The organism is Coprobacter secundus subsp. similis (genome assembly GCF_015097275.1).
GTDB lineage: Bacteria > Bacteroidota > Bacteroidia > Bacteroidales > Coprobacteraceae > Coprobacter > Coprobacter secundus.
Genome location: NZ_AP023322.1, coordinates 3,453,021 through 3,467,393, shown reverse-complemented (window position 1 = coordinate 3,467,393; position 14,373 = coordinate 3,453,021). Strand labels below are relative to the sequence as shown.

Below are 14,373 nucleotides of genomic sequence, written 5' to 3'. Positions count from 1 at the left end.
TTGATTAACAAAATTTCGATACAAAATTAAGAAATGATAGATACGGTTAGACCCAAAAAAGCCTTAGGACAACATTTTCTGAAAGATACAGATATTGCTTTCCGCATTGCTGACACTCTTTCTGAATATAAAGACTTTCCGACTCTGGAGATTGGTCCAGGAATGGGTATTCTTACCCGATTTTTACTTGAACAGGGACATGACCTTACTGTAGTAGAATTGGATAACGAGTCTGTTGCGTATCTGACTCAAAATTACAAGGAATTGGAAAACCGTATTATTGAAAAAGACTTTCTTAAATTAAATTTATCTGAACTCTTTGGTAATAAACAGTTTTGTGTCATTGGTAATTATCCATATAATATATCCAGTCAGATATTTTTCAAAGTCCTCGATTATAAAGACCAAATACCTTGTTGTAGCGGAATGATACAAAAAGAAGTCGCGGAACGTATGGCAGCTAAGCCCGGAAGTAAAACTTATGGAATATTAAGTGTCTTATTACAAGCATGGTACAATATTGAATACTTATTTACCGTTCATGAACACGTCTTCAATCCTCCTCCCAAAGTAAAATCTGCTGTTATACGCATGACGCGAAATAGCATTACACAGCTTGGATGCAATGAACACCTTTTTAAACGAATCGTAAAAACCGGATTTAACCAACGACGGAAAACTTTACGTAATTCATTGAAATCATTATTATATAAAGAATGCGAACTCTATAATGACCCAATATTCGAAAAAAGACCGGAACAATTATCTGTTCAGCAATTTATCGATTTAACAAATCGTATGGAAAAATATGTATTAAAATAATCTAATATCCGTATTTTTTAACCGGTATTTTTTAATTATGGAAAAATTTTCTGAAGAATATATCAAGGAAATACAGCAGGTTATCGATGATAAAAACGAACAAAAAGCGAAAGAATATCTTAAAGACTTGCATCCTGCCGATATAGCAGAGCTCTACCAGGCTCTTAATCTTGATGAAGCAGAATTTATCTATCGACTACTCGATAGTGAAAAAGCTGCCGACGTACTTATGGAGCTGGATGAAGATGATCGGAAAAAGTTGCTGAAACGTCTCCCCAATGAGATGATTGCAAAACAATTTATCGACCATCTTGACACAGATGATGCTGTAGACCTTATCCGGGAACTGGACGAAGAAGCACAGGAGGAGATTCTCTCCCATATTGATGATGTAGAACAAGCCGGTGACATCGTTGACCTCTTAAAGTATGACGAAGATACAGCTGGAGGTCTGATGGGTACAGAAATGGTCGTCGTAAATGAAAACTGGAGTATGCCGGAATGCCTAAAAGAAATGCGTATACAAGCCGAAGATATGGACGAAATATATTATGTCTATGTCGTCGATGATGACGAACGGCTCAAAGGTGTATTTCCTTTAAAAAAAATGATTACCAATCCTTCTGTATCGAAGATTAAGCACGTCATGAAAAAAGACCCCGTGTCAGTCAAAACCGACACGCCTATTGAAGAGGTAGCTCAAGCTTTTGAAAAATATGATTTAGTTGCCGTGCCAGTTATCGACAGCATCGGACGTTTGGTTGGACGAATTACTGTGGACGACGTCATGGACGAAGTGCGTGAACAGGCAGAACGTGAATATCAATTAGCATCAGGTCTTTCCCAAGATGTAGAAAGTACGGATACAATCTTTACTCAAACATCGGCCCGTCTTCCCTGGTTACTTATAGGAATGTTCGGAGGATTGGCAAATTCCGTTATTTTAGGAAATTTTGAAGCCGGATTCGTTTCCAACCCAGCTATGGCCTTATTTATTCCATTAATAGGAGGTACCGGAGGAAATGTCGGTATACAATCTTCGGCTATTGTAGTACAGGGCTTGGCTAATGGGTCTTTTTCTTTGCGGAATTCCGGAAAACAAATTCTCAAAGAATTAGGAGTAGCATTGATTAATGCCTGTATGATTTCGGCATTAGTCTTTGTCTATAATTGGATACGTATGGGAAACAATGGAGTCACCATATCCGTATCTCTATCACTATTTTCCGTCGTGATATTCGCCTCTATTTTCGGAACAATTGTCCCAATGACACTGGAACGTTTTAAAATAGATCCCGCCATCGCTACCGGTCCGTTTATAACTATCACCAACGATATTATCGGAATGCTCATTTACATGAGTATATCTTCAACTTTAGCATAAGTCTTATATTCAAGCACTAAGATGAAAAAGAGAAATGTTTGTATATACAAACATTTCTCTTTTTCATCTTAGTGTATCTTATATAATACTATCTTTTTAGAAACGATAAGATGCCCCAATTAATATCCGACCATCAGCATCAAACTTTGCTGGAGAGACCTGACGGTCTATTTTATCTCCCCACACTGATATACGAGGTTCCGCATACAAATCTAAATAAGGTAATACTTTAATAGAGAACTGCGCTCCTGCTGTAAAATTATACGTTGTTTCACCCTCAGCTTTCCCTTTCGGAAAAGCAACACCTCCTCCGATTATACCCGACATATTAAAACGACTATCGACATCGCGCGAAATCAACTGTGTAAGGTTCAATAAATAATCTGCTCGCAATCCCAACATCGTCAAATTAAATCCTTTATCAATATTATATCTTCCCCCTACTTTAGTTGATGATGAAGCAAATGTCAAACGTAAACCGTTTACGGAGTTTATCCAACGACCAACTGAAACTTCGGCATCGAACATCATCTTATCTGCGGCAGAATAATCACTCCTTACCATGCTCATGGCATAGGCACCTGAACCTATGGACAAAGAAATAAAATTAGGATTATCAACAGACATATTCTTTCGCTGTCCTTGAGGAGACTTCGGTTTATAATTGATACCCAATAACACTGATGATACAGGATTTACCTTTCTTTTACCATCAAATTTTCCAAGATATCCAACTAGCTGAGGCTCTATATATAAGCCAAAGCCTGAAGTTATATTAAACAATCCCTGTAATGAAGCCGATATCCCTGGTGTTACATTAAACTTACCTTTATTCAAAGATAAAGCAGCATGTACGCCGGCAGCGGCATTGACATCAAAAAGGTGAGGTTTATAACCAGCAAAAAGAGTATTCAAGTTCATCATGTAATCCAACGAAAGGTCTCCAAATGTTGTCTGAGATGTCCCATAACTGGGTACAGCCCCACCCGATACCGACACCCTCCACGCAGACAAAGGAGTGTACCAACGGCCCAACGAAGCTCGTCCTATACCTCCGATTTGATCCTTTACTCCGGCACGCACCAAACGTGTATCAAAATATGAAGAAAATCCACCGGCAAGAGATACAAAGAATTTTCGGGAATCAGATTTCTCAAATTCTGCATGATAAGACGCTTTATCATATCCCACAAAACGATATGAAACACCTAAAGACGCTGAAGCAAAAACCATTTGATAGGTTGCCAAAGCATCATTAAAACCTTTTCGATTAGGAGTCCACCCAATTTTTGGTTCCAAGTATAAAGCCCAAGACGGTGTTATATTCCAAGATCCAATAAGACCAGCATTTACAACCGGATATATTTTCTGCGACCGCAACATCAAAGAAGGGCCCACAAAAGCTGAAATTTCGAACTTACGTTCTGGATAATAACCAGACAACCACGAAGATAAATTCAACAAATAATCAACCTCACCACCTGCCACTGCTTCATGTATCAATTGTTTCTTTTTATTCAACGTCGACAAGCCAATCATACTTCCGGATAACCGCAATCCAGACACTGGTGTAAACCACTTTCCTACTGATACTGTTGCCATAGGGCTCAACCTGTCTACCGTCGACATTGATAACATCGGATTAGAAACCAAAACACCGCCACCGCCTGACAAAGAAATAAACATGTTGTCAAAAAAGCTGTTTTTTACAAACTTACCTTTATTATTTCTTAAAGCAGATTCTTCTCGATTATAAGTTAAACCGACATACACATTCCCTAAAAGATCAAATCGAGAGGAAGTTTCCCCAGCCAAATGTTTATGATACATTGTCAATTCCGGCTCTATAAACAAATCCAAATTTCTATTCAAACGGAGACTCCCTTGCAAGCCTACACCAATTCCCGGAACAATATTCTTATCTCCATTTTTCACGCCATAAACCAAGTCCACCCCTGCAACACCAATCAACTCGAACTTACGTTCTTTATTGTATCCTCCAAAAGCAGAATTAAGATTCAATAAATAATCTAAACTTCCTCCAACAGTTTTTAGATAACGGCTTTTACCATAATTTGACTCAATCCATTTCGATGCACCTCCCTCTGCCGATAATCTTAACCCTGATACAGGATTGAACCAAGTACCAATTGACAAACGGGCCGCCGGGCCCAACCAATTTTTGACACTCATATCCACTACACGTCGAGATAACAACATTTGTGCACCTATTCCTCCCGAAATGAATAAATGTTCAAAGGCTCCTTTTCCAAATAAAGACAAAGATGCTCGTTGTTTATCCGGAACCATTTTATAAGTAACCCCTGCCATCAATGAGCCGGCCAAATTATATTGCCGCCATTGCGTAGAATAATCTATTTTATCTCCATATACACTTAACTTAGGCTCTATGAAAAAATCCACCAAAGGAGACAGGTTAAACTTTCCCTGTAATCCTATATTTGCACCTGGTATATGTCGAATTTTTCCCGTTTTTAATGACGAGTGATAATTAACTCCTGCTATAGCAATTACATCGAAAAGACGTTCAGGATTATAACCTGCAGCAAATGCCGAAATATTCATCAAATAATCGGCATCGAGACCTAATGAGACAATGCGGGACACATTTCCTGTAGGTAAATAGGCTCCTTCTACTCCGACACGCATTCCTATTACCGGAGTAAACCAAGTACCGACATAAAGAGAAGCCTTAGGCCCAATTGCATTTGACAAACCAGAAGAGTTATCATTTTTCAAATATTCAGCACCTATTGCTCCAGATAAAAACAAATGGTCTTTTATATGATTTGACTCAAACTTTTCAGCTTTACGCCTTTTTTGTAACGTATAATCCAATGCATTTATCTGCGCAAATGTTTCATTTGCTACAAAAAATAACAGGACTATCAATGCCTGAATATATCTTTTCAATAATAAATTTTTCATCTTTGAAACATTACAACAAGTCCATTATATCTCCATCCGCCTTAGCTATTTCTTTTAAAGACGGATCCAGTTCAAACGCATTCTCCAGATGATTCATTGCATCCATTATACGATCGAGTCTATTTGCCGCAACAGCTTTTAGATACTCAGCCTTAGCCGAATCCGCAGGAAGTAATTTAGCTTTTTCCCATGCTTCTTCGTTCCTTTTTAATGCCAAAAGCAATACAACTTCATTTATTCCCCCATCTTTGGCATACCGATTCAACGCCTCTTGATAATTTCCATTCAATGCTCTTGTTACAGCTCTTATCTCTTCTATATCATCTTCTTCAGAAATCAAAGATACGATTGAATCAGCTTTAGAATATTGAAAGTCATTTAAAAGCATAAGCGTCTGATTTATAAGTACCTCCTCTGGGGCATTCTTGCTTACAAAAGGTTCCAAAATAGAGACATCCGTCCGATTTTGCCGAAGATAAAGAGCAGCCAAAGAGTTTGCCGCAAGTGTATATTTAGGATATACCTCTAAAGCCTGTTTGTACAAAGTCTCTCGTTCTTTATCATCCTTGGCCATTGCAAACATTCTCCAAAACTCATGACGTGATAACTCTTTATATCCTTTGGCTTCATACAAAGATTTTATCTCCTCATCAGTAAGATAACGATAAATAGAATATGAAAAATTGTACTCAACCTTTCTCATACGAGGTAAGATATTGGGAACTATTACTTTTCGATAAAAAGGAAGTTTAATAACTGCTCTCCACTGCATATCAGCTTTATTAGGATATTTATCTATGATAGCTTGCACTTTTTCGGCCTCCTCTGTCAGACCGTCATCTCTCATCATTTGTACTGCCGTATGCCAAGTGTCAACTTTTGCATCGGAATGTATATCCAAAAACTCAAGAGTTACCGGACTTAACCGAGAAGTAATACGAGATAAAGCCTCTTTCATTCTCTCTTGTGCCAATTTTTCATTCTGCGCCAGCCGTCCATCCGGAGATGACATTCCTGAAATATGGAATGAGAGCAACTTTGCATTAGGATCTTTTTCTATCTCAGAAAGTCTGTTATTAAGCTTCGCTATTTCTTTTGCGTTATTAGGGTTCTTGTCATCTATTCTTGATTTTCCTACAGCAAAAGTCAAGTGTACCTCCCCCTTATCATTTCGTAATTGTAATTCCGGTTTTGGCCAATATTTTTTATCGGTCATATCCCGACATACCACATTATATTCAAAAAAACGCATAGGATTCACCAACCCACGCGCTATTTGAAAACTATCGACAAATAATATTTTATTATAATTCTCAATAGTAAGTTTTACATCCGAGCGAAAATCATCTCGCATATTACTTACATATGCTGAATCATGATAAGCAATAACTTCTCCCTTTCGAGTCATTTCGCTACGCCGCTCATACGGAGCCAAAGGATCATTCTCTTTCATGTTGAACTCAAGCATACGATCCTGAGTGAGACGATACTCTCTTCCATCATTTACAACCGGAGTCAATAATTTACTCTCTTTTTTGGAAATATTATAAATAGTCGGTTGTATAATCAATCGGGTATTTGTACCAAACATCTCATCAGGAACTTTGAATCGAGTGCGTAAATGAAAGTAATTTCCCACAACCTCTATATCAGTCGGTTCAAAAATAATTTTATTTTTAAATTTTGCAGTCACGGCAACCTCTTTAATCTTTATAGCTGTCGACTTCAATATAACATCTACTACCTGCCGCCCATTAACTTTAATCTCATTGTCAGTATACCCCATAGAAGTAAACTTAAGAGTACTCTTGGGACTTATTAAAACCGAATATTTTCCGTCCTCATCAGTAATACCAATAACTTTACCTGACGCAATATCAGTCACTGTCACACCCACAAGTCTTTCCCCATTATTGCCTTTTACAGTACCATTTACCCTAATAGTCTGAGCCTGAACAGTAAATGAAAACAAAAACAGAAAGACTGCAACAAAAAATATGTGAATACAATTCTTCATAACATACTTATATCATTTTATAATATAGGATATTGTAACACCCAGCTTCACAGGAGCCAATACCCAACCTCTTTCATTAATATTTCCAGGCTTAGGGTCTTCTACTGCATATCCAAACTGTCGATACCGAAGGACCCCGATACCGACCGTCGCTTCCAAATTCCAACGTTTTCCCAAAACAAAATCATACCCATAGGTTATACCTGCTGCACCTGCATCCCCATAACGTTTTTTATTCTTAAAACAAGCATCATACGAAGAATAAAATGCCGTGAGGCCTAAAAAGTGACGTGCCATCGGACGACCAAACCAATAACGTAACTCAGGCTGCACTTTTACATTGTCGATTTTATAAGATGTAGGATTACCAAAATTACCTGAAATACCAAAATCAATGGACCAATGAGGCGCAATAGCAAATTCAGCACCGATATTAGGAGAAATAGTAGCCCACTCTAGCAAATTTGTTCTGACAGCCACTCGCTGTGCCATCGTTACAGCCGAAAAACTTCCACAAATAAGGAATATCAATAGAGTGATTTGTTGTACATAAGAATTAAGATATCGCACTATTATTTAGTTTTTATATTATACAAAAACATATATTAAATTACATTATTCTAAAAACGTTGCAAATATAATAATTAATATTAATGTTATTCTTAACAATATAAATTAAATAACAAAATCCCAAAACAAAACAAAGAGTCATCAAGGAAAAATAATCAAATTAGATTCTTCAAAAAATAAATTTTATATTTGTGTCTTCATTAAAAAATGACGTCAGAACACCTTTTGTTATGAATTTAATATAATCATAGCGATTTTAAACCAGAATAATGGCAATTGAAGATAAAAAATATACAGAAAATAAAAAACGAAAAAAATATGTACTGACCTTTGAAGATCTGCAATACATCATACCCGCTTTTCGTTCGAAATCCGGAGCATTGCTATTAAAGATTTTATATTCGTTAGCAGGTATTAATAAAATAAATGATTTATATTCTCATTCTTGTGATAAAAATGGAGCCGAATTTGTCAATTCCATCCTAAAGGAATTAAGTATTACTTATAATATACATCATAAAGAAGTACTTGACCAATTACCCCAAGGCGGTTTTGTTACAGTGTCCAATCATCCTTATGGAGCGTTAGACGGATTGATTCTAATACATCTATTAGGCTCTCATCGGCCAGACTATAAAGTCATGGTAAATTGGATACTAACTTACATTGAAGCATTGGCTGATAATTTTATAGCAGTAGAACCTACCTCTAATGAAACTCGTCGGCAAATTTCCATGGTCGGAATCCGAGAATCTCTTTCTCATATAAGAAATGGACATCCTATCGGATTCTTTCCTGCAGGAGCTGTGTCAAAAATCAATAGTCGATTAAGAATCGAAGACCGAGAATGGCAGCCCACAGTTATCCGCCTGATTCAACAATTTAAAGTTCCTGTTATTCCTATTTATTTTCAAGGACATAACTCTCTTTTTTATAATCTTTTAGGTATAATAGACTGGAGAATTCGAACTCTTCGTCTACCATTAGAAATTTTTAACAAACGAAATGTAACATTTGATATATCCATCGGAGAACCAATTTCAGTAGAGCAACAACAAAAATTCAAAGATCTCGATCAATTCGGAAAATTCTTAAAAAAAGAAACTCTGAAACTAAAAAAGAATAAATAATATTTTAAACATATATCTGATTTATTTATTTTGATACAGACCGGAATATCTATAAATAGAACAATTTATCATATTATTTGTATCTTTGTAAAAATGCAAGCAAAATAACAGTTATGACACCAGCTGATATACAACAAGCAAAACAACGATTTGGTATCATAGGTAATGCTCCCGGTCTAACCCGCGCTGTAAGCCGAGCATTACAAATTGCACCAACAGACCTTTCGGTACTTATTACCGGAGAAAGTGGAACAGGAAAAGAATTTTTTCCACAAATTATACATACCAACAGTCATCGTAAACATGGTCGCTATATCGCTGTAAACTGTGGGGCTATACCTGAAGGTACAATCGACTCTGAACTTTTCGGGCATGAAAAAGGCTCCTTTACAGGAGCTTTATCCGACCGAAAAGGATACTTTGAAGAAGCAGATGGCGGTACAATTTTTCTGGATGAAGTCGGAGAATTACCATTAACCACACAAGCTCGGTTGTTACGTGTACTCGAAAGCGGAGAGTTTATAAAAGTAGGCTCTTCAAAAGTACAAAAAACAAATGTGCGTATCGTTGCTGCTACTAATGTAAACATGGTAAAAGCTATCGGAGAAGGCAAATTCAGAGAAGATCTATTTTACCGATTAAATACCGTGCCCATAGAGCTTCCTCCTCTTAGAGACCGAGTAGACGATATTTTATTATTATTTCGAAAATTCTCAAACGATTTTGCCGAGAAATATCGTATGCCTGCCATACAATTAACCGATGATGCCAAAGAGGCATTATTATCATACCGCTGGCCTGGCAATATACGGCAATTAAAGAATGTAACCGAGCAAGTCTCAATATTCGAAACATCAAGAGAGGTTACTGCTGAAGTGCTACTACCCTACTTACCGTCTTACAATATCGAAAAACTTCCAGTCATAAGCGGGCATGACAATAAAGATGGTGGTTTCCAATTCAGCAATGAACGGGAAATGTTGTATCAAGTCATTTTCGAAATGAGAAAAGAAGTCAATGAACTAAAAAATATCGTTCATGAACTATTGGCAAACCGTACAGTACCTAATAATGAAAGTTTGAAAGTTTACGGACAAGATACAACTACTCCTCTATCCAGTCCTAACATTATACACCCAGTAATAAAAACATATCATTTAAACGATAATAGTGTAAGTGATGGTGAAATCATTCATTCTGAAAACGACTATGAAGAAGAACCCTATACTATGGAAGATATAGAAAGGGAAACAATTCGTAAATCGCTGGAACGGAACAACGGCAAAAGAAAAAAGACAGCCGAAGAATTAAAAATATCGGAACGCACTTTATATAGAAAAATCAAAGAGTACAATTTAGAATAAATCTAATGAAGCATTTTTTAGTTTTCATACTCATCGTTTTGACATCATGCACCATATCCTATAAATTTAATGGAGCATCTATTGATTATACAAAAACAAAAACAATTACTGTTGCAAATTTCCCTATTCGAGCAACATTGGTATATCCGCCGTTAGCTCCCGCTTTTAATGAAGCATTAAAAGATGTATACACACGACAGACTCGATTATCTTTAGTTAACAGTGGTGGAGACCTTTTAGTAGAAGGTGAGATTACAGGATACGATCTTTCACCTCAAGCTGTAACTGAAGATGCCTATGCATCACAAACTCGGTTGACCGTCTCCGTAAAAGTCCGTTATACTAATAGTAAAGACCCTCAATTTGACTTGGAACAAACATTTAGTGCATACAGAGATTTCTCAAGTAGCCAAATGCTAAACCAAGTACAAGACGGATTAATCAAGGAAATTGTCGCTGAACTTGCCGACCTTATCTTTAACGCAACAGTAGCAAACTGGTAATTATGATAAGCGGAGACGACATGCGCAAAGAATTGTCAAACGAAAACCGACAATTATCAGCACAAGAAATCCAAAATATCTTGCTTGAATATCCATATTTTCAAGCTGCTCGATTACTGTACCTTGAGAAAATTAAGGAGACCCCTCTCTACAAAGAAGCTCTACACAAAGAAGCAATATATGCTCCGGATCGTAAAATATTATTTAAAATGACCGAAGCAGTACGTCACCGTTGGACCCAATTATATGAAGTTCCAAATACTCAAGGCTCAACTTATAACAATTCTTTCTCTCTAATCGATAAATTTCTTGAAAACTATTCTGCAGAATCTACTGAAGAACAATCGAAGGAGCAAAAAATATTGGAAAAAACAATATTCAATCCGGCAGTTGCCTCTACAGATTATTTCTCTACATTTACCAACAGTGAGAAAATTACATCCAATAACCAAGGCCAAATGGACTTAATCGACTCCTTTATCGAAAAAGTTCAAAATAATATTCCAGAGGTTCTCAATATAAAGAAAGACGAATCCAGCTCAACGGTCACACCTATAATAACAGAAGACGATACACTGACAAAATCCGGAGACGAAGCTTTTCTAACCGAAAGTTTAGCCAAAATTTATATCAAACAGAAAAGATATTCCAAAGCTTTGGAAATAATTAAAAAATTAAGTTTGAAATATCCGGAAAAAAATATTTACTTTGCAGACCAGATTAGATTTTTAGAAAAATTGATTATTAACATAAAAACTGAATAACAAAATGTATTTGTTCATCACCATTTTAATTCTCATTGCATCGATATTTTTGATTCTTATCGTATTGGTACAAAATTCTAAAGGAGGGGGATTATCTTCAGGATTCTCATCAACCAACCAAATTATGGGAGTAAGGAAAACCACCGATTTCCTCGAAAAAGCGACTTGGTCTCTAGCCGGTACTGTAGTCATATTGAGTATTGTCGCTGCGGCATTTTTACCATCCCAGAACGCTGCAAGTGGTTCTGAGATCAAAGATAAAGTTCAGCAAAGTCTTCCGGTAAATACTAAACCCGGGTTTGAAAACCAAGGTGCTCCCGAGCAGACTCAAGCTCCAGTTACAGCACCAGCACCGGAAACTCCGGCAACTCCCGCCAAATAATTTCAAGAAATTATTTACACTACATACAAGAGATTGCCCGGTAATATGGGGGCAATCTCTTTTGTTTTTATATATTATCAAGATTTGAAGTAATGAAAAAGAATCATCATAATCATAAAAAAGCATCACACATTCTCCCTGAAATAGAAAAAAAAATATTAACTTATAAACATTTTGGGTATAAAGTTCCTCCTCTTCGTATTATTCGTACCCCTGAGCAAATAGAGGGCATAAAGGCCAGTGCACGCATTAATACAGGTGTTCTTGACTGTGTAGCAGCAAACATCAAAGAAGGAATGTCTACTGCTGAAATTGACAAATTGGTATATGATTATACAACCAGCCATAATGCCATTCCTGCTCCTCTCAATTATGAAGGATTTCCCAAAAGCGTATGTACCTCTATTAATCAAGTAGTCTGCCATGGGATTCCTGATGAAAATGAAATCTTAAAAAACGGAGATATTATAAACGTAGATGTATCTACCATATATGAAGGATACTTCTCCGATGCTTCACGTATGTTTATGATAGGAGATGTAAAAGAAGAATGGAAAAGGCTTGTCGAAGTAACTAAAGAATGCCTTGAAATAGGAATAGCCACAGCACAACCTTGGGCCCGATTAGGAGACGTCGGAGCAGCAATCCAAGAACATGCCGAAAAGAACGGATATTCTGTTGTAAGAGACCTTTGCGGCCACGGTGTCGGACTCAAGTTTCATGAAGTTCCTAATGTTGAGCATTTTGGCAAAAAAGGGACAGGCATGCTCATTGTTCCAGGCATGACATTTACTATAGAACCAATGATAAATATGGGTAAATATCAAGTATATGTAGACGAAAAAAACGGTTGGACGGTTCTTACCGAAGATGGACTACCATCTGCCCAATGGGAACATACCATACTTATAACAGAAACAGGAAATGAAATTCTGACTTGGTAACTGTCAGAACTTCATTTCTGTCCTACTCCGTCTTCACCTATATTTTCTTCCCTTTTCATTCATACACTAAACTCTCAAAACCAAAAATTCCAACCGTTTATCTCAACTGAAAACAAACTTTTTTGTAAACAGGAATCACTTACAAAGAATATTCTCTGTATTCAAAAACATAATCTACAAATACATTTGAAAAGTACTACGACGTAATAACTCGAAAAAATATTAAGGTAAAATACTACTCACATATTTTAGTACTTTAAAACCCTTAAATAACAACATTAAATGAAATTCTATCTAAAACCTTATTTTTATGAATATTTTTATCTTTGCAAAAAGTCTGTCTAACAAAAAATATAAAAATAGAAATTATGAAAAAATTCCTTTTTCTAATCGCATTGTTTTCGGCCATTCTTTTCATATCATGTAACAACAAAGCGGTAAAAACTTTTACAAATCCTATTCCTGTAAAATTTGGAGACCCCTTTATCCTATATGCTTCTGACGGAAAATTTTATATGTATGGTACCGACGAATCTGGACTCGCAGGATTTAAATGTCATTCCTCGACAGATTTAACACACTGGACAGATGAAGGTGTAGCATATAAAGCTGACACATCTTCCTGGGGTACCGATATGTTTTGGGCTCCTGAGGTATACGAAAAAAATGGAAAATATTATATGTTTTATAGTTCAAACTGGAAAGAAAACCCCAATAATGAAGAAGAAATTTTCCGAATAGGTGTAGCTGCTTCTGACAAACCCACCGGACCTTTTACAGAAATGTATGACCGTCCTATTTTTGACCCGGGTTATCCAATCATCGACGCCAATTTACTTTTTGATAAAAATGGGAAAACATACCTTTACTATTCCCGGTGCTGCTATAAACATCCGGTAGAAAGTGAGATTTCAAAAAAAATGAAGGAAGAAGGAAAATTCCAAGAAATAGAAGAAAGCTGGGTATATGGCGTGGAAATGAAACCAGATTTTAGCGGGATTATAGGGGAGCCGGTATGTCTATTACAACCACCTTATAAAATAGATGACCCTCAAGCCGAATGGGAAAGTCGGTCTGTACTCTCTGGTGAAATCAACCGGAGATGGACCGAAGGTTCTTTTATCTTTGAGTATGACGGTACATACTATATGATGTATTCCGGGAACTATTATAAAGGTGAACATTATGCTGTCGGATACGCAACTTCTAAAAATCCTTTAGGACCATTCGTTAAAGCCGATAATAATCCTGTTTTAGAAAAAAATACACCTAAAGGAGGAATTGTCACAGGTACGGGACATAATATGGTATTATCTTTACCCAACGGACAAATGTATTGCGTTTACCATGGACGAACCAAAGATTCGGGTGATGCTCGTGTTGTATTTATCGACCCAATGGAAATCACACCTGATGGCAAATTAATTGTCCATGGGCCAACGACTACACCACAGCCTACTCCCCAATTAAAATAAACACATACAGCCCAAAAAGGCCGAGATTTTTATTTTTCTCGGCCTTTTCCCATCCTATACCAATACTCA

Annotated in this window: 12 protein-coding genes; 9 read left to right on the top strand and 3 right to left on the bottom strand. The window is 36.7% G+C overall.

Features of this window, described 5'->3' with window-relative positions:
* The first annotated feature begins 36 nt into the window (after nucleotides 1–36).
* Together rsmA and mgtE are read left to right on the top strand one after the other, a co-directional pair.
* Nucleotides 37–822, top strand: coding sequence for a 16S rRNA (adenine(1518)-N(6)/adenine(1519)-N(6))-dimethyltransferase RsmA (gene rsmA, locus Cop2CBH44_RS13785; RefSeq protein WP_200755985.1), 786 nt, complete (start codon nucleotides 37–39; stop codon nucleotides 820–822).
* A gap of 37 nt (nucleotides 823–859) precedes the next feature.
* Nucleotides 860–2,206, top strand: a complete 1,347-nt coding sequence (gene mgtE / locus Cop2CBH44_RS13780) for a magnesium transporter (protein ID WP_021931860.1) — start codon at nucleotides 860–862, stop codon at nucleotides 2,204–2,206.
* Nucleotides 2,207–2,302: 96 nt separating this feature from the next.
* On the opposite strand, the gene Cop2CBH44_RS13775 is transcribed toward mgtE, so the two are convergent.
* The 3 genes from Cop2CBH44_RS13775 to Cop2CBH44_RS13765 are packed head-to-tail and all read right to left on the bottom strand — an operon-like array spanning nucleotide 2,303 to nucleotide 7,742.
* A complete protein-coding gene (locus tag Cop2CBH44_RS13775) occupies nucleotides 2,303–5,155 on the bottom strand; it encodes a hypothetical protein (protein WP_200755035.1) in 2,853 nt (950 codons plus the stop codon).
* Nucleotides 5,156–5,165: 10 nt separating this feature from the next.
* Nucleotides 5,166–7,172: a tetratricopeptide repeat protein gene (locus Cop2CBH44_RS13770; protein ID WP_055097677.1), complete on the bottom strand. Its 2,007-nt coding sequence runs from the start codon at nucleotides 7,170–7,172 to the stop codon at nucleotides 5,166–5,168.
* 12 nt (nucleotides 7,173–7,184) lie between these two features.
* Complete coding sequence (locus tag Cop2CBH44_RS13765; protein WP_154668475.1) at nucleotides 7,185–7,742, bottom strand: DUF3575 domain-containing protein; 558 nt, start codon at nucleotides 7,740–7,742, stop codon at nucleotides 7,185–7,187.
* 269 nt (nucleotides 7,743–8,011) lie between these two features.
* Here Cop2CBH44_RS13765 and Cop2CBH44_RS13760 point away from each other — a divergent pair, with 269 nt between their 5' ends.
* From Cop2CBH44_RS13760 to Cop2CBH44_RS13730, 7 genes are all read left to right on the top strand, one after another.
* Nucleotides 8,012–8,872 (top strand): lysophospholipid acyltransferase family protein, encoded by an 861-nt coding sequence (locus Cop2CBH44_RS13760; RefSeq protein WP_021931864.1) that lies wholly within the window; start codon nucleotides 8,012–8,014, stop codon nucleotides 8,870–8,872.
* A 113-nt stretch (nucleotides 8,873–8,985) separates the two neighbouring features.
* The gene (locus tag Cop2CBH44_RS13755) at nucleotides 8,986–10,236 is read left to right on the top strand and encodes a sigma-54 interaction domain-containing protein (protein WP_200755034.1); all 1,251 of its coding nucleotides are present in this window, start codon (nucleotides 8,986–8,988) and stop codon (nucleotides 10,234–10,236) included.
* A gap of 5 nt (nucleotides 10,237–10,241) precedes the next feature.
* Complete coding sequence (locus tag Cop2CBH44_RS13750; RefSeq protein ID WP_021931866.1) at nucleotides 10,242–10,739, top strand: LptE family protein; 498 nt, start codon at nucleotides 10,242–10,244, stop codon at nucleotides 10,737–10,739.
* 20 nt (nucleotides 10,740–10,759) lie between these two features.
* The gene (locus tag Cop2CBH44_RS13745) at nucleotides 10,760–11,503 is read left to right on the top strand and encodes a DUF8458 domain-containing protein (protein ID WP_200755033.1); all 744 of its coding nucleotides are present in this window, start codon (nucleotides 10,760–10,762) and stop codon (nucleotides 11,501–11,503) included.
* A gap of 4 nt (nucleotides 11,504–11,507) precedes the next feature.
* On the top strand, nucleotides 11,508–11,885 hold the full coding sequence (gene secG, locus Cop2CBH44_RS13740) for a preprotein translocase subunit SecG (RefSeq protein ID WP_021931868.1): 378 nt from the start codon (nucleotides 11,508–11,510) through the stop codon (nucleotides 11,883–11,885).
* Nucleotides 11,886–11,977: 92 nt separating this feature from the next.
* Nucleotides 11,978–12,829 carry a type I methionyl aminopeptidase gene (map, locus tag Cop2CBH44_RS13735; protein ID WP_021931869.1) on the top strand — a complete coding sequence of 284 codons (852 nt, stop codon included), beginning with the start codon at nucleotides 11,978–11,980 and terminating at the stop codon, nucleotides 12,827–12,829.
* Nucleotides 12,830–13,197: 368 nt separating this feature from the next.
* Nucleotides 13,198–14,304 (top strand): glycoside hydrolase family 43 protein, encoded by a 1,107-nt coding sequence (locus Cop2CBH44_RS13730; protein WP_021931871.1) that lies wholly within the window; start codon nucleotides 13,198–13,200, stop codon nucleotides 14,302–14,304.
* Nucleotides 14,305–14,373 lie beyond the last annotated feature (69 nt).

Bases quoted from the DNA above. Each gene is read 5' to 3' on its own strand.
- mgtE (WP_021931860.1), top strand. From the start codon at position 860: ATGGAAAAATTTTCTGAAGAATATATCAAGGAAATACAGCAGGTTATC.
- Cop2CBH44_RS13775 (WP_200755035.1), bottom strand. From the start codon at position 5,155: ATGAAAAATTTATTATTGAAAAGATATATTCAGGCATTGATAGTCCTG.
- Cop2CBH44_RS13770 (WP_055097677.1), bottom strand. From the start codon at position 7,172: ATGAAGAATTGTATTCACATATTTTTTGTTGCAGTCTTTCTGTTTTTG.
- Cop2CBH44_RS13760 (WP_021931864.1), top strand. From the start codon at position 8,012: ATGGCAATTGAAGATAAAAAATATACAGAAAATAAAAAACGAAAAAAA.
- Cop2CBH44_RS13755 (WP_200755034.1), top strand. From the start codon at position 8,986: ATGACACCAGCTGATATACAACAAGCAAAACAACGATTTGGTATCATA.
- Cop2CBH44_RS13750 (WP_021931866.1), top strand. From the start codon at position 10,242: ATGAAGCATTTTTTAGTTTTCATACTCATCGTTTTGACATCATGCACC.
- Cop2CBH44_RS13745 (WP_200755033.1), top strand. From the start codon at position 10,760: ATGCGCAAAGAATTGTCAAACGAAAACCGACAATTATCAGCACAAGAA.
- secG (WP_021931868.1), top strand. From the start codon at position 11,508: ATGTATTTGTTCATCACCATTTTAATTCTCATTGCATCGATATTTTTG.
- map (WP_021931869.1), top strand. From the start codon at position 11,978: ATGAAAAAGAATCATCATAATCATAAAAAAGCATCACACATTCTCCCT.
- Cop2CBH44_RS13730 (WP_021931871.1), top strand. From the start codon at position 13,198: ATGAAAAAATTCCTTTTTCTAATCGCATTGTTTTCGGCCATTCTTTTC.